Consider the following 16037-nt stretch of genomic DNA (forward strand, 5'->3'; position numbering starts at 1 on the left):
AATACATTTGTAATTCAATAAATAAAATATATAATGAACATACCATCAGATTTAAAATACACTAAGGACCACGAGTGGATTAAAGTAGAAGGAGACCAAATTACAGTTGGAATCACAGATTTTGCTCAAAGTGAATTAGGAGACATCGTTTATGTAGAGGTTGAAACTTTAGATGAAACTTTAAAAGCAGAAGAGGTTTTTGGTACTGTAGAAGCTGTTAAGACGGTTTCAGACTTGTTTTTGCCTGTTTCTGGAGAGATTGTAGCATTTAATGAAGCTTTAGAGGATGAGCCAGAGAAAGTGAATACAGATCCTTATGGAGAAGGTTGGATGGTAAAAGTTAAGGTGACTGATGTTTCAGAGTTGGATAACTTGATGTCTGCCGAAGATTACAAGGCACTTATTGGTGCGTAAACTTTTATTATTTGTAAGTTTTGGATATAGCGCCTCATTAATGACGGTTAGTCTTATTAAGATTAGTTCAGAGGTTGATTTATCCCATGGCAATGATAAAGTTGTTCATGCAATAGCACATCTAATATTTGTTAGTGTTTGGTTTTTGTCATTTTTTTACTTTTTTGGAAAAAGTAAAAAAACGGCTCTAAAACTGGCTTTTAGTGTGTCTGTGCTGTTTGGTATGCTAATTGAAATATTACAACACACACTTACAAAAAGTAGACAGGCAGATTATAAAGACGTTATAGCCAATATTATAGGGGCAGTTATTGCAGTGTTTATTATTAATTTACTAACATTAAGGAAAGTTAAAAACGACTAATAGCTTGTTTTTTTAACAAATAAATAGTTATTTTAGCATTCAGTAAACAAAAAGATATGGAATCTAAAAAAAATACAAAAGCAAATGTAGGACGTAACAGTTCGCTTTACGTAGCGGTAGGATTAGCATTAATGCTTTTTTTATCATACGTTACACTTAATTATACGACAACAGAAAAGTCGGATATCGATATAGGAATGTTAACCTTTGATGATATTGATGATGAAGATGTGCCAATTACAGAAATTTTGAATACACCACCGCCACCGCCACCGCCACCAGCAGCTCCAGAAGTTATTGAGGTTGTTGAAGATGAGGAGGATGTAGAAGAAACAGTTATGGAATCTACAGAAACAGATATAGAAGAAGTTGTGGAAATTGAAGTTGCTGATGTAGAAGTTGAAGAGGTTGAGGAAGATATAGATGTCCCTTTTTCTATTATTGAAAATGTACCTGTGTATCCAGGATGTGAAGGTGCAGGAAACAATGATGCTAAGAAAAAATGTATGTCTGAAAAGATTGGTAAATTTGTAAGAAAAAATTTCAATGCAGATTTAGCACAAGATTTAGGTCTTGATAGTGGTGTTAAAAGAATTAATGTTGGTTTTAAGATCGATAAAAACGGTAATATTGTTAATATCCAAGCAAGAGCACCACACCCTAAACTAGAACAGGAAGCTAAGCGTATCATTGGTAAGTTACCAAAAATGAAACCAGGTAGACAAAGAGGTAAAGCAGTAAATGTACCTTACGGATTACCTATTACTTTTAAAGTAGAGTAGAGCATATTTCCATATACATTAAAAATCCCGTTACATTTATGTAGCGGGATTTTTGTTTTGGTATACTTTTTGTGATTAATTCATAATATTAACACTTAAACTATTTATATTATGAGGGTTTCAAAGAAAAAAAGCGATTTAAAAGATTTTGGTCAAGAAAATGTAACTAAATCGCAAAAGCATGACGCTAATGTGCAAAAAAACACAGCGCTCTATTTTCAGATTGGTTTAATTATGTGCTTGCTTGCAGCTTATGGTGCTTTAGAAATGCGTTTTGAAGAAAGTGATTTTAAAATTCCGACAACAGCAAAGGTCGAAGTTGATAAGGATTACATGTTTGCTCCTACTTTTAGAGTAGAAGCGAATGCAGTAGAAACTTCAGAACCTTTAAAAAAGCAACCAGTACGTGTGGTTAATGTTACGGTTGTGCCGGATGAGACGCCAGAAGTAAAAACGACAACCGATAAATTGGAGTCAGAAATGTTTACTCCTACAAAACCTAAAGAAGCTAAACCTTCTTTAGACTTAGATGGAATTACAGTTGATATGCCTGAGGAAGAAATACATGTAAACTTTGTAGAAAAGGTTCCTGTTTATCCTGGATGCGAAAGTGCTAATACTAATGATAAGCGCAGAAAATGTATGTCGGAGAAGTTATCCAAATTAATCCAAAATAAATTTGATAGAAATTTAGGAATGGATTTAGGTTTAAAGGAAGGTATACAGCGTATCTCCGTTAATTTTAGAATAAATAAATTTGGAATTGTGGAAATTATAAGTACACGTGCGCCACATAAAGATTTGGAAAAGGAGGCTAATCGAGTAGTTGATAGAGTGCCACAAATGAAACCAGGAGAACAAGGAGGGGAAGCAGTTTCTGTTTTATATTCTTTGCCAATAGTTTTTGAAGTTAGATATTAGTTAAAAAGGTATAATATTTATAGTCGTTATCTTTTAAGGTAACGACTATTTTGGTTTTAAGACGTTGATAAAAACAGTATCTTTCGGCTAAATTTAAACCGTAAACTAAATATGAAGACTTTCATTTTAGGACTTTTATTAATGTGTTCTATTTTTTCTTATGCTCAAGACTCAGTTATTTATCAAATAGCGCCGCGTTTTGAAAATTGTAAGGAGACGGATTTAAAACAGCTTGATAATTGTTTTAATCAAGAAGTGTATAAAACTGTATATTCTCAATTTAGGTATCCTGAATCTGTTGAATCTAATTATATTGGAGAAATAGCTGTTATATTCGAAGTTACCAAAGGAGGTGTTTTTAAAACGGTTTATATTGATGCTCAGATTAAGGCTTTAAAAGAAGAGCTTATTCGAGTGTTTTCTGTTTTCCCAGTAATACAACCGGCAACTTACAACGGTAATCCAACGTTTAAACAATACAGTATGACGTTGCATTTTCCGTTAAATGAAAATAACAAATCTAGTAAGCTTCCGGCAATAGTTTCAGTGGACACTAAAAGTATAAAAAAGGTTAATCAAATTGAACAATTAACGGAATTACAACAAAACGCAAAACGAGAATTTGATAGTGTTCAGAAGTCCGTTTCAAAATATACAAATAAGGCTTATAAGAGTCAGGTTAATATCCCGTTTTCTCATGAAAATTATTTTCGATTTGATCAAGATTTAAATAGGATTGGAACTAATAACCATACAGCATCTAAACCTTATAAATATGAAGACGTTTCTAATTATTATGATTTTGAATCAGAGAATGAAGCGCTTCAAAAGCAGTCTAAAACATGGGTAGGACGTAAATTATGGAATGAGCATTTAGTACAGTTGCAAAGTGAAGACTATTGGTTTACTATTGATCCTATTCTTGATCTGCAATTAGGGAAAGATACAGACGCGGATTTTGGATATACTTATAATAATACACGAGGTGCGTATGTGCAAGGAGGTTTGGGTGATAAACTGAGTTTTTCAGCTTCTGTTTATGAAAACCAAGGTAGGTTTGCACAATACTACAATGAGTATGCCGAAAGTTTAAAAGCTTTTGGGCCTGACCCCGCAATAATTCCTGGGCGTGGTATTGCCAAACGATTTAAAGAAGACGCTTATGATTACCCTGTTGCAGAGGGGTATTTGTCTTATTCTCCAGCAAAATTTTTAAATGTACAATTTGGTCATGGTAAACAATTTATTGGAGATGGATACCGTAGTTTATTGCAAAGTGATGTTTCTAGTCCCTATCCTTTTTTAAAGCTGAACACAAAGTTTTGGAATATAAAATATACCAATACTTGGACTTGGCTTAAAGATGTACGTGATGATGTTACTTTGGATAAGGCCTTTCTAACAAAGTATATAGCAAATCATTATTTAAGTTGGAATGTAACAAAACGATTTAATTTAGGCTTGTTTGAATCTGTTATTTGGGAAAATAGTAACGATCGAGGTTTTGATGTTAATTATTTAAATCCATTAATCTTTTTTAGAGCCATCGAATTCGAGACAGGCCAAGGAGCAGGAAATGCTATTGTAGGAGCTTCTGGGAAATATAAGCTAAGTGATAATGCTAATGTTTATGGTCAATTTATTTTAGATGAATTTTCTCTAAGTGATGTAACAGGAGGTGACAGAAGCTGGAAGAACAAATATGGTTTTCAGTTAGGGGCAAAATGGTACAATGCTTTTAATGTGAAAAAATTAATGCTTCAAGCTGAGTACAATCAGGTAAGACCATATACTTATTCGCATAATACTATTGTTTTGAATTATGCGCACAATAACCAGCCAATGGCGCACCTTTGGGGAGCAAACTTTAAAGAGTTAGTGCTTATTGGGCGTTATCAAAAAGAACGTTGGTTTGGAGAGGCTAAGTTAATTGCTGGTATTAGAGGTTTAGATGTTAATGATGGTACGGATGACTTTAGTTATGGTGGAGATATTTATAGAAACTACAATGATAGACCATTTGATACCGGAGTATCTATAGGGCAAGGGATTAAAACGACCTCTATTAATGCTAGTGCACAACTAGGTTATTTAGTTAATCCCGCATCCAACTTAAAAGCCTTTGTTAATATAAGTTATCGTAATTTTAACCCCGAAGCCGAAACGTTATCCGCTGTTAACAACAGTACGGTATGGATTAATTTTGGTTTAAGAACAGATTTGTTTAATTGGTATTTTGATATGTAACAAAGGCTCAAAAACCATAACTTAAAAACCTTGATGTTTTTTTATGCTAAATAACCATTTAGCAGTATCTTTGCACCAGCAAAAAAAATAGCGTTGGTTTGAGTACAACAGCAACCCCTACAATAAAACATACAATTATATCCGATTTTAAAGAAATCACTAAGATGCGCTTGTCTTTAAGTGTCGTGTTTTCGTCAGTGGCTGGTTATTTTTTAGGTGCAGATACTATTAGTTTAAAAATTGTTTTACTGCTAGCTTTAGGAGGTTATTTTATGGTTGGCGCTAGTAATGCGTTCAATCAAATTATCGAAAAAGATTTGGATGCTTTAATGCATCGCACCCGAAATAGGCCTGTGGCTTCAGGGCGTATGACTGTAAATACGGCGTTTTTAATTGCTTGTATTTTTACAATTTTAGGGATTGCTATATTGTATACTATCAATGCGCAAACGGCTATGTTTGGTGCCATTTCTATATTTTTATACACCAGTGTTTATACACCATTAAAAACAAAAACACCATTATCTGTTTTTGTCGGAGCTATTCCCGGAGCTATCCCATTTATGTTAGGATGGGTTGCTGCAACTGATGATTTTGGTATAGAGTCAGGGACGTTGTTTGCCTTACAGTTTTTCTGGCAATTTCCTCATTTTTGGGCTATTGGCTGGTTTTTATTTGAAGATTATAAACGCGGAGGCTTTTTTATGTTGCCAACAGGGAAGCAAGATAGAGGGACCGCAATACAAATCATATTATATACTATTTGGACTATTTTAGTGTCTATTGTTCCTGTCTTTGGAGTAACAGGACGATTAAAATTATCTATAGTAGCAGCAGTTATTGTATTTGCTTTAGGCTTAATGATGTTGTTTTATGCCATTAAACTATACAAAAACATGAATGAAAAAGTAGCCAAGCAATTAATGTTGTCTAGTGTACTGTATATTACATTGATTCAAATTGTATACGTTATTGATAAATTTATAAGATAAAATGGATTTAACCGAAGGGACTATAGAAGAAAAAACGGGACGTGCAAAAAAGATGATGCTGTATTTTGGTATAGCCTCTTTAATTATGTCATTTGCGGGTTGGACCAGTGCTTTTATTGTAAGTAGCTCTAGGCCAGATTGGCTTCAGGATTTTGTGATGCCTCAACCGTTTTGGACTAGCATTATAATAATGATTGTAAGTAGTATTACTTTTATAGTGGCTAAAAAAGCATTATTAAAAGGAAATAACGCACTAACTACAGCAATGTTAATTTTAACATTTGTATTAGGTTTGTTTTTTGTCTACAATCAATTTAGAGGTTTTAACCAAATAATTGATCTAGGTTTTAACTTTACAGGGCCTACAAGTAACATTACAGTAACCTATATTTATTTAATAGCGGTAGTGCATATAGTGCACGTTTTAGTAGGTTTAGTTCCTGTATTAGTCGTGTTGGTTAGACATTTACAAGGGAAGTATTCAGCTGAAAATATAGTAGGATTTGAACTAGCAGAAACGTTTTGGCATTTTGTAGATTTGCTTTGGATTTACCTGTTTTTCTTCTTATACTTTTTTCTAAACTAAAAAAAATAGATAGAATAAGCTTAAAACCTTATTTAGATACTATAAAATTAGAGTTAGCTATTTTTTTAACTGAATAAAATGATTATTTTTGTGCCACATTTTAACAACTAATTTAACACTATGAATACTACAGTTGCAACTACTGATACAGAAGGAAAGACTTGGGAAGGTGGTAATGAACCGCTAAAAGCAAGTTATGGTAAGATGATGATGTGGTTTTTTATCGTATCAGATGCATTAACATTCTCTGGGTTTTTAGCAGCCTATGGTTTTTCAAGATTCAAATTTATTGACGCTTGGCCAATTGCAGACGAAGTTTTTACTCACGTACCATTTTTTCATGGAAATTATCCAATGATCTATGTTGCGTTTATGACATTTATACTGATTATGTCTTCAGTAACAATGGTGTTAGCAGTTGATGCTGGTCACCATTTAAATAAGAAAAAAGTAACATGGTATATGTTTCTTACTATTATTGGAGGTATAATATTTGTTGGTTCTCAAGCTTGGGAATGGAATACTTTTATTAAAGGAGATTTTGGTGCTGTGCAAACTAAAGGTGGTAACATCTTACAATTTGGAGAGTACGTAACTATAGATGGAGAAAAAACATTTAAACGCGTTGCTATAGCAGATTTTACTACGGCTGCTCACACAGATAGAGTGGATCACGAACGTAAAAACGGATTGTGGTTTGTAGGAGAAGGAGCGTTACCTGTTTACCAAGTTTCTGACGTTATAAAAGGTATGGAAGCTAATCCTAATGTTTTAATAAGGACTCAAATTATCAACGAAGAAGGTGAGAAGACTATCTTATCTCAAACAGAGTCTTTAAAGCAAATTAAAAAGAACGGTAAAGCGGTTGTACAAGGAGCAAATCTTCATGTTAACGAATACGGTTCGCCGTTATTTGCAGATTTCTTTTTCTTCATAACAGGATTTCACGGGTTTCACGTTGTATCAGGAATTATCCTAAATATCATTGTTTTCTTTAATGTTGTTTTAGGAACGTACGAAAGACGTAAAAGTTACGAAATGGTAGAGAAAGTTGGTTTATACTGGCACTTTGTAGATTTAGTTTGGGTATTTGTATTCACATTCTTTTACCTAGTTTAATAAAAATAGAAAAGACATATCATGGCAGACGCACATAAATTAGAAATATTCAGAGGATTAGTAAAGTTTAAATCTAATACTCAAAAAATTTGGGGAGTTTTAATCTTGTTATCTATCATAACGGCTATAGAGGTTGTTTTGGGGATAATAAAACCAGCTTGGGGAACAAGTGTTGTTTTAGGGATGAAACTATTAAACTGGATCTTCATTATATTAACAATAGTAAAGGCGTATTATATTACTTGGGACTTCATGCACATGCGTGATGAAGTTGCAGGATTAAGACGTGCAGTAGTATGGACAGGTATATTCTTAATCTGTTATTTACTATTTATATTATTACAAGAAGGTGGTTACGTGTTTAACGTGTACGACAATGGATTTATAAAAAGAGATTTCTAGAGTGAAATCAAAATATATAAAGTTAAAAAGGTGGTTTATTAAAGCCACCTTTTTTATTTTTGTATTTTAAAAAACAGTACAATTATTATGGATAAAAAGAATATTAAAAAAGGAGTTGTTTTAAGTGTCTTGTTTTTTCTTCCTGTTATCTTTTTATTGTTTTTATACCCGTCTACAAACAATTACAATCCACTAGAAGTTGTTAAAAAGAACATACTAGATTTAAAAAATCTTAGTTCTTCCAATACGGATATACAATTAGAAGAACATATTACTGTATTAGGGTTTTTAGGTAAAGATCCTGAAAGTAAGTTTGTAGAATGTTCTAACCTTAAAGAATTGATCTACGATAAGTTTCAAGGCTTTAAAAAGTTTCAAGTGGTAATGTTAGTTTCAAAAGATTCTAAAGAGGCGACAGATCGGCTTAAAAAAGAATTAACCAAGTATGGTGAGCTTAAGTACTGGTCGTTTGTGGAGTTGGATGATTCAGATACAAAAAAGATGTTTAATAGTTTAAGAACAAGCGAGGTCTTAGATTTTAATCTTGCAACAAGTAAGGTTTTTATTGTTGACAAAGAGTTAAATCAACGTGGACGCTTGGATAATAGAACTAAACCTGAAATAGAAGCTGATAAAGGCGCATATCCATTAACCGCCTATAATGCTTCGGAAGTAGCACAACTTAAAAATGTTATGGGAGCAGATGATTTACGGGTGTTGTTTACGGAGTATAGACAGAAACGTAAAGGTGAGTTTAACTCGGCTTCTAGACGCGCACAGGACTTAAAAGGAGACACAAATTAATCGTATTACAATGAGCAAAAAAGCAAATTATTCATATATAGGTATCGCGTTTATCATTTTGTTATTCGGTATTATTTTTATTCCGAAGATTGTAGATAGGGTGAGTAATGGAGATATAAGTCGCACAGACGAAAGTAGAAGTGAAGGTCTTGTTGTTAACGGTAAGAAAACTTCAAAGAATAAGTCTGATTTAGAGTATTTAATCATTGATGGTCAACCTAAAAAAGTACCTGAATTTAGTTTTACGGATCAAGATGGTAAAACAATTACTAATAAAGATTATTTGGGACAAGTATATGTTGTTGATTTCTTTTTTACAACCTGTCCTACTATTTGTCCAAGAATGAGCAAAAATTTGGCTGTAATTCAAGATAAGTTTAAAGACAATCCAGACTTTGGTATTGCTTCTTTTAGTATAAACCCAGAGAATGACACACCAGAGGTTTTAAAAGCTTATGCGGCAGATTATGGCGTGACAAGTCCAAATTGGCATTTATTGACTGGCGCAAAAGAAGACATTTATAAGTTGTCAAATATTGGGTTTAATATTTTTGCTAATATTGAAAATTTCGAACATTCTGGGGATTTTGCTTTAGTTGATAAAGAAGGGTACTTGCGTTCTAGAAAAGATGCTTTTGGGAATCCAAAAATATTTTATAAAGGTGTGATAAGCGAGCAGGAAAAAGTGGATGAAGATGGTAATGAGCAAGAAATAACAGTGATACAAGAAGATATTGCTAAATTGTTAAGAGAGTAAATTATTCTATCATTCTAAACGTGTTTCAGAATCGCATAAATTATTAAATATGACTAATATCAACACCCTAGAAGACGAAAAAAAATACAATAAGTGGATTGTTGTGTTGTCAATATTAATTCCTATTGCTGTTGCTGTGCTTTTTAACGTCAAGTTAAAAGATTTTGGGTTTAATGTAGAACCATTAACTTTTTTACCGCCAATATATGCTGGTATTAATGCTTTGACAGCTGTTCTTTTGGTTTTAGCTTTTATGGCTGTTAAAAAGAAAAACATAGTCCTTCATAAAAAATTAATGTCAACTGCTATTGGTTGTTCTGTGGTTTTTTTACTGATGTATGTGGCGTATCATATGACTAGTGATTCTACAAAATTTGGTGGTGAAGGTGTTGTCAGAACAGTTTATTTTGTGATATTAATAACGCATATTGCGTTATCTATTGTAGTTATTCCATTTGTTTTAATCACTTATGTTAGGGCAATTACTAATAATATAGAACGTCATAAAAAAATAGCTAAACTAACATTCCCGTTATGGTTATATGTTGCAGTAACAGGCGTTATTGTGTATTTAATGATTTCACCTTATTACATTTAAAAGGATAATGTCACACTGATAGCAATCTGAATGGCATCAAAACAATAAATATGAAAACAAAAGCAATCTTTTTTCTAATCTCTTTTTTCTTTTGTCTAAAAAGTTCAGCGCAATGCGCTATGTGTAGAGCGGTTTTAGAAAATGAAGAGGGGCAGGCTACTGCAAAAGGTATCAATGATGGAATTGTGTATTTAATGTCTATTCCTTATTTATTAGTTTTTGGATTAGGATTCTTTATTTATTGGAAGTTTTTTAGAACTAAAAAAGCAATAAATTAGTACTAAACACATATTTTAACAAAAAAAGCCATTAAATGTTGTAACAAATTCCATCCTTTGTAGTCTAATTGATATTGAGTTACTCATCAATCAAATAAACTGTCTATTATGCTCAAAATAAGAAAGATTCATAAGTCCTACCCAATAGGGGATTCTAGTCTTCATGTTTTAAAAGGAATTGATTTATCTGTTGAAGAAGGAGAAATGGTTGCAATCATGGGGTCTTCAGGTTCGGGAAAATCAACATTACTTAATATTATCGGAATGTTAGATGAAGCTGATGAAGGTGAATACATTTTAGATGGTGTGCCAATCAAAAATCTTACTGAGAAAAAAGCCGCAATTTATAGAAATAAGTTTTTGGGATTTATATTTCAATCTTTCAACTTAATCAATTATAAAAACGCAATAGAGAATGTTGCACTTCCGCTATATTATCAAGGATTCAAGAGAAAGGAAAGACTTGAAAAAGCGATGTTTCATCTAGAAAAAGTAGGTTTAAAAAATTGGGCAACACACTTGCCTAATGAGCTGTCTGGAGGTCAAAAACAACGTGTCGCAATTGCAAGAGCATTAGCAGCGGATCCAAAATTACTCTTAGCTGATGAGCCTACAGGGGCATTAGATACTAAAACATCATATGAGATTATGGATTTTATTCAATCGTTAAATGATGAAGGTAAAACCATATTAATGGTAACGCACGAAGAAGACATCGCAAATATGTGTAAACGTATTGTCCGTCTAAAGGATGGTGTTATTATAGAAGATGTGTTTATTAATCAAGAAAGAGCTTCAGCGCATGTTTGATAGAGATCTTTGGCGAGAAATATTTCAGAGTATAAACATGAACAGAACCAGAAGTGTATTATCTGGTTTTACAGTAGCTTTTGCTATTTCGTTATTTGCTATTTTATTTGGTTTAGTCAATGGGTTGGTAAATACGTTTGATACAGCTTTTTCAGATGATGCCACAAATTCTATATTTATCAGATCTGGAGAAACGTCTAAAGCTAGTAATGGTTTACAAGCTGGGCGGAAAATTCAGTTTAAAAATGATGATCAAGCTTGGATAGAAAAAGAGTACGGTGATAAAGTGCAATATATTACTTCAAGAGTGTATTTAAATGTCATGGCTTCTTTTGGAAATGAAAAAAGTAGTTATAGTTTAATTGCGGTCAATCCAGATCATCAATTTTTAGAAAACACTAAAGTTGAATATGGACGATATGTCAATCAATTAGATATCGATAATAAAACAAAAGTCGTAGTCATTGGGCGTTTGGTAGAAGAAGATTTATTTTTAAAAACGACTGCTATTGGTAAATACATTAATTTAAATGGTATTCAATATAAAGTCGTCGGTGTTTTTAGTGATGATGGAGGTGATAATGAAGAGCGTATAATTTATATTCCTATTAGTACAGCGCAACAAATTTATGGCAATAATGATTATATCGATCAAATAAATTTAACCTATAATCCTAATATGAATTTTGATGCGGCTATTGGGTTTAGTGATCTGTTGACAAAGAAAATGAAAGATCGTTTTATGGTGTCCCAAAGTGATCAACGCGCTATAAGAGTTCGAAATTTAGCTAACGAGTCTAAAGCGGTAGATCAAATGACTGGTGGTTTAGGTGTTATGGTTTTAGTTATCGGTTTTGGTACTTTAATAGCAGGGATTGTTGGTATTAGTAATATGATGATATTTATTGTTAAAGAACGTACAAAGGAGATTGGAATCAGAAAAGCATTAGGGGCCTCTCCAAAATCTATAGTTTCAATTATATTACTAGAATCTATTTTAGTAACGGTTATAGCAGGGTTTGTGGGTTTACTTATAGGTATGGGTGTTGTGGAACTCGCAGGGCCGATGCTAGAAAAATATTTTATTAAAGATCCTACAGTTAGTTTAAGTGTTGTTGTTGCTGCAACAATTACACTTATTGTCGCTGGTGGTATTGCAGGCTATTTACCAGCTAAAAAGGCATCTAGAATTAAACCAATTGTCGCACTTAGAAATGATTAAATTATAATGTTTTTATTCGAAAGAGATACATGGCAAGAAGTTTACGATAGTTTAAGTAAAAATAAACTCCGTTCTGCATTAACTATGGTTGGTGTTTGGTGGGGAATTTTACTGCTAATCGGTTTACTAGGCTCGGCAAAAGGATTGGAGAATTCTTTTAATCGTTTGTTTGGAGATTTTGCCACAAATAGTGTCTTTGTTTGGGCACAAAGTACAAGTAAACCGTTTAAAGGATTCCAGGAAGGCCGCCAAGTAAACTTAACGGTTAGTGATGCTAAAAAGATAGAGGAAAATGTTGAGGGTATCGAATTTGTTGTGCCCAGAAATGTAAACACAGCTTTAGTTGTTCATAGTTTTTTATCAGGTAGTTTTAGTGTTAATGGTGATTACCCAATACTAGATCAGGTTCAAAAGAAGAAGATGATTCAAGGACGCTTTATCAATCAAACTGATATTGATGAAAACAGGAAGGTCGTTGTGATTTCTGAAGAAATTTATAAGCAACTATTTGAAAAGGATGCCGAAATGATTGGGGAGTATATTCAATTAAACAGCATGAATTTTAAGGTTGTTGGTATGTTTGAAACAGGTAATGGTAACATGGGACCATCAAGTGATATTCATATTCCTTTTACAACGTTTCAGCAAATATATAATATGGGAGATGAGATTAGATGGATGATGATTACTGGTAAACCAGAATATGATATCTCTCAAATAGAATCTGATGCTAAATTAATTTTAAGAAACTTAAATAATATTCATCCAGATGATACACGTGCTTTTGGTAGTTTTAATCTAGGAAAAGAATTTGCTAAAATCACCGGATTCCTATCTGGTATGCAGTTTTTAACTTGGTTTGTGGGCGTCGCTACTTTAATAGCTGGTGTATTTGCAATTGGAAATATATTACTTATTACGGTAAAAGAAAGAACGAAGGAAATAGGAGTTAGACGTGCTTTAGGAGCAACACCTTATGAGATAAAAAGACAAATTATTGTTGAGGCTGTATCTATAACCTTATTAGCTGGATTATTAGGTATCATATCTGGTGGTTGGATACTTATTGCTTTAGATAGTGCTTTTGGTCAGGGGGCAGGAGCTGTAATTGTTAATGCGTCCGTATCTATAACAGTTGTTTTTGTTGCTTTATTAATATTAGTGGTATTAGGGACTTTAATTGGGTTAATTCCAGCATTTAAAGCAACAAGTATAAAGCCAATAGAGGCTTTAAGAGAAGAGTAAATCAATCAAATAAATAAAATAAACTTTTTTAAATCAACCGCTTAAACTATATAAAAATGAAAAAAGTAATAAAAATAATTGTAATTATTGCTCTGGTAATAGCACTTGTTATGGTTTTAATATATTTTAAAGACTCTAACTCTAAGTCTGTTGAAGATTTTAAGACAGCAGACCCATTTTTTACCTCAATAAATACCAAAACAGTAGCTACGGGTAAGTTAAACCCTGAGGAAGAAGTAGAGCTTAAGCCTCAAATTTCTGGTATTATTGATAAGATATTGGTAGAAGAAGGTGATATTGTTAAAAAAGGAGATGTTATTGCTAAAATTAGAGTGGTTCCAAATGAGCAAAGTCTTGTAGGCGCAAGTAGTCAAATTAGTAGTGCAAAATTGTCTTTCAATAATTCTAAAACGATGTACGATCGTAATAAAACCTTATTTGATAAAGGTGTGGTTTCAAAACAAGATTTTGAGAATAGCGAATTGGCATTAAACCAAGCACAAGAAACACTAAGTCAAGCGCAAAATAATTATCAAATTATAAAAAGAGGGTCATTGTCAGGCGGAGGATCTGCTAACACCAACATTATAGCGTTAATACCTGGTACAATTTTAGAGATTCCTGTGAGAGAAGGTGATCAAGTTATAGAAAGTAATAACTTTAATGCGGGAACTACTATTGCGACTATTGCAGATATGAGTAAAATGATTTTTGAAGGAAAAGTGGATGAAGCTGAAGTAGGAAAATTAGAAGAAGGAAAAGAAATTAAAGTGATTTTAGGAGCAATTAATGGCAAAGAATTTCCTGCAAAATTAACTTTTGTTGCCCCAAAAGGGATGGAAGAAAACGGAGCTGTACAATTTACAATAAAAGCGGATGTCACTGTAGAGTCATCTACAAAAATTAGAGCAGGATATAGTGCTAATGCTGAAATTGAAATGGAATCTAGAGATAGCACTTTAGTTATAAAAGAGTCTTTATTGCAATTTAACCGAATTACAGAAAAACCTTTTGTTGAAATTGAAAAACAAGCAGGTAAGTTTGAGAAGAGAGATGTCGAATTAGGATTGTCTGACGGAATTAACGTCGAGATTAAAGAAGGTGTTAAAGAAGGAGATAAAATAAAAGTTTGGAATAAAGCGTCAAAAGAAGATAACGATGAAGACGAAGATTAATATGAAACAGATCACTTATTTAGTATTGCTTTTAGTTGGATTTACGGCTTCTGCACAAGAAAAAAAATGGACACTTCAAGAGTGTGTTAGTCATGCTTTAGAAAACAACATTACGGTATTACAAGGTCAGAATACTTTATTATCTAATGAACAAGATATAATTGCTTCTAAAGGACAATTTTTACCATCAATAAGCGGTAGTGCAGGACATAGTTTGTCTTTAGGTAATACAGAGATTTTTCCAGGACAATTTGTGGACAGAACCTCTAATAGTACAAGTTTTAGTTTATCAGCAAATCAAACGGTGTTTAATGGTTTTAGATTAACTAATTTATATAAGCAGTCTCAATTAAATTTGGAGACTAATAAATTAGAATTAAGCAGAATTAAAGATGATATTTCTTTAAACGTTGTTAATGCCTACTTAAATGTGTTATTTAATATTGAAAATCTAGAGATTGCTGAAGCGCAATACGGGTTTACAGAAAAGCAATTGCAACAAGTACAAGATTTAGTGGAAGCAGGTGTACAGCCTAAGGCTAATATTTACGATGCACAAGCCACTCTAAGTAGAGATTTACAAAGTGTAACGGTAGCTCAGAATAACTATGATATTTCATTGTTAACTTTATCGCAACTTCTGCAAGTACCATATGACGGCTTTAATATTGAAGAGATTGAGGTTAATGACCCATCTATAGAGTTGATGTATGAAGATGCTAAGCCAATTGTTAAGTATGCATTAGATAATAGATATGAAATTAAAGTCGCTCAAAAAAATATTGAAAATGCAGAATTATCTACTGAGATTTCTAAAAGTGGATTTTTACCATTTATAAGTGTTGGTTATGGTTTTGGGTCTAATGTGTTTTATACAAATTTATTACAAAATGAAGATGCTTTTTTTAATCAATTAAATGATCAAAAAGCACATAGTTTTAGGTTAAATGTTAGTATACCTATTTTCTCTCAATTTCAAAATAAAACCAATGTAGCCAAAGCAAAAATTCAAGAAGATAATGCTAGGTTAAGTTTAGAGCAAACCAAATTATCTTTGGAAGCAAATGTACAACGTGCTTTTACGGATGCAAAAGCAGCTTTTAGATCGTATGAAGCAGCTAAGGTCAGTTTGGAAGCACAAACAATAGCATTTCAAAATGCGCAAGAGCGTTATAATATCGGAGCAATGAATGCTTTTGATATTGAACAAACAAGACTACGATTAGTTAATGCTGAAGCTTCTTTAGTTAACGCTAAGTATGATTTTGTTTTTAAAACTAAAGTTCTAGATTTTTATCTGGGCAAACCAATAACAGAATAA

The 16037-nt window shown here is 32.6% G+C and carries 18 protein-coding genes; all 18 read left to right on the plus strand.

Features of this window, described 5'->3' with window-relative positions; all coding sequences use genetic code 11:
- Positions 1–33 precede the first annotated feature (33 nt).
- The 18 genes from gcvH (at position 34) to E9099_RS09290 (ending at position 16037) form a co-directional block, all read left to right on the plus strand.
- Positions 34–414: a glycine cleavage system protein GcvH gene (gene gcvH / locus E9099_RS09205; protein ID WP_136583355.1), complete on the plus strand. Its 381-nt coding sequence runs from the start codon at positions 34–36 to the stop codon at positions 412–414.
- Positions 407–778, plus strand: coding sequence for a VanZ family protein (locus E9099_RS09210; RefSeq protein ID WP_240788982.1), 372 nt, complete (start codon positions 407–409; stop codon positions 776–778). Before gcvH ends, E9099_RS09210 begins: the two co-directional genes overlap by 8 nt.
- Positions 779–834: 56 nt before the next feature.
- The gene (locus E9099_RS09215; RefSeq protein ID WP_136583356.1) at positions 835–1560 is read left to right on the plus strand and encodes an energy transducer TonB; all 726 of its coding nucleotides are present in this window, start codon (positions 835–837) and stop codon (positions 1558–1560) included.
- A gap of 111 nt (positions 1561–1671) precedes the next feature.
- Positions 1672–2481 carry an energy transducer TonB gene (locus E9099_RS09220; RefSeq protein WP_136583357.1) on the plus strand — a complete coding sequence of 270 codons (810 nt, stop codon included), beginning with the start codon at positions 1672–1674 and terminating at the stop codon, positions 2479–2481.
- A 111-nt stretch (positions 2482–2592) separates the two neighbouring features.
- Positions 2593–4728, plus strand: coding sequence for a gliding motility protein RemB (locus E9099_RS09225; RefSeq protein WP_136583358.1), 2136 nt, complete (start codon positions 2593–2595; stop codon positions 4726–4728).
- Positions 4729–4826: 98 nt separating this feature from the next.
- Positions 4827–5720, plus strand: coding sequence for a heme o synthase (gene cyoE, locus E9099_RS09230; protein ID WP_136583359.1), 894 nt, complete (start codon positions 4827–4829; stop codon positions 5718–5720).
- Position 5721: 1 nt separating this feature from the next.
- Positions 5722–6306 (plus strand): heme-copper oxidase subunit III, encoded by a 585-nt coding sequence (locus E9099_RS09235; RefSeq protein ID WP_136583360.1) that lies wholly within the window; start codon positions 5722–5724, stop codon positions 6304–6306.
- A gap of 120 nt (positions 6307–6426) precedes the next feature.
- A complete protein-coding gene (locus E9099_RS09240) occupies positions 6427–7425 on the plus strand; it encodes a cytochrome c oxidase subunit 3 (protein ID WP_136583361.1) in 999 nt (332 codons plus the stop codon).
- A 21-nt stretch (positions 7426–7446) separates the two neighbouring features.
- A complete protein-coding gene (locus E9099_RS09245) occupies positions 7447–7827 on the plus strand; it encodes a cytochrome C oxidase subunit IV family protein (RefSeq protein WP_136583362.1) in 381 nt (126 codons plus the stop codon).
- An 87-nt stretch (positions 7828–7914) separates the two neighbouring features.
- A complete protein-coding gene (locus E9099_RS09250) occupies positions 7915–8631 on the plus strand; it encodes a hypothetical protein (protein WP_136583363.1) in 717 nt (238 codons plus the stop codon).
- Positions 8632–8641: 10 nt separating this feature from the next.
- Positions 8642–9388: an SCO family protein gene (locus E9099_RS09255; protein WP_136583364.1), complete on the plus strand. Its 747-nt coding sequence runs from the start codon at positions 8642–8644 to the stop codon at positions 9386–9388.
- A gap of 49 nt (positions 9389–9437) precedes the next feature.
- Positions 9438–9986: a DUF420 domain-containing protein gene (locus tag E9099_RS09260; RefSeq protein WP_136583365.1), complete on the plus strand. Its 549-nt coding sequence runs from the start codon at positions 9438–9440 to the stop codon at positions 9984–9986.
- Positions 9987–10036: 50 nt separating this feature from the next.
- Positions 10037–10264, plus strand: coding sequence for a hypothetical protein (locus E9099_RS09265; RefSeq protein ID WP_136583366.1), 228 nt, complete (start codon positions 10037–10039; stop codon positions 10262–10264).
- 108 nt (positions 10265–10372) lie between these two features.
- Positions 10373–11074, plus strand: coding sequence for an ABC transporter ATP-binding protein (locus tag E9099_RS09270; RefSeq protein ID WP_136583367.1), 702 nt, complete (start codon positions 10373–10375; stop codon positions 11072–11074).
- Entirely contained in the window at positions 11067–12296 is a 1230-nt protein-coding gene (locus tag E9099_RS09275) for an ABC transporter permease (protein ID WP_136583368.1), read from the plus strand. Before E9099_RS09270 ends, E9099_RS09275 begins: the two co-directional genes overlap by 8 nt.
- A gap of 3 nt (positions 12297–12299) precedes the next feature.
- Positions 12300–13541: an ABC transporter permease gene (locus tag E9099_RS09280; protein ID WP_136583369.1), complete on the plus strand. Its 1242-nt coding sequence runs from the start codon at positions 12300–12302 to the stop codon at positions 13539–13541.
- Positions 13542–13597: 56 nt separating this feature from the next.
- Positions 13598–14716 (plus strand): efflux RND transporter periplasmic adaptor subunit, encoded by a 1119-nt coding sequence (locus E9099_RS09285; RefSeq protein ID WP_136583370.1) that lies wholly within the window; start codon positions 13598–13600, stop codon positions 14714–14716.
- Positions 14700–16037, plus strand: coding sequence for a TolC family protein (locus E9099_RS09290; RefSeq protein ID WP_136583371.1), 1338 nt, complete (start codon positions 14700–14702; stop codon positions 16035–16037). Before E9099_RS09285 ends, E9099_RS09290 begins: the two co-directional genes overlap by 17 nt.

It is taken from the genome of Psychroserpens sp. NJDZ02 (assembly GCF_004843725.1).
GTDB lineage: Bacteria > Bacteroidota > Bacteroidia > Flavobacteriales > Flavobacteriaceae > Olleya.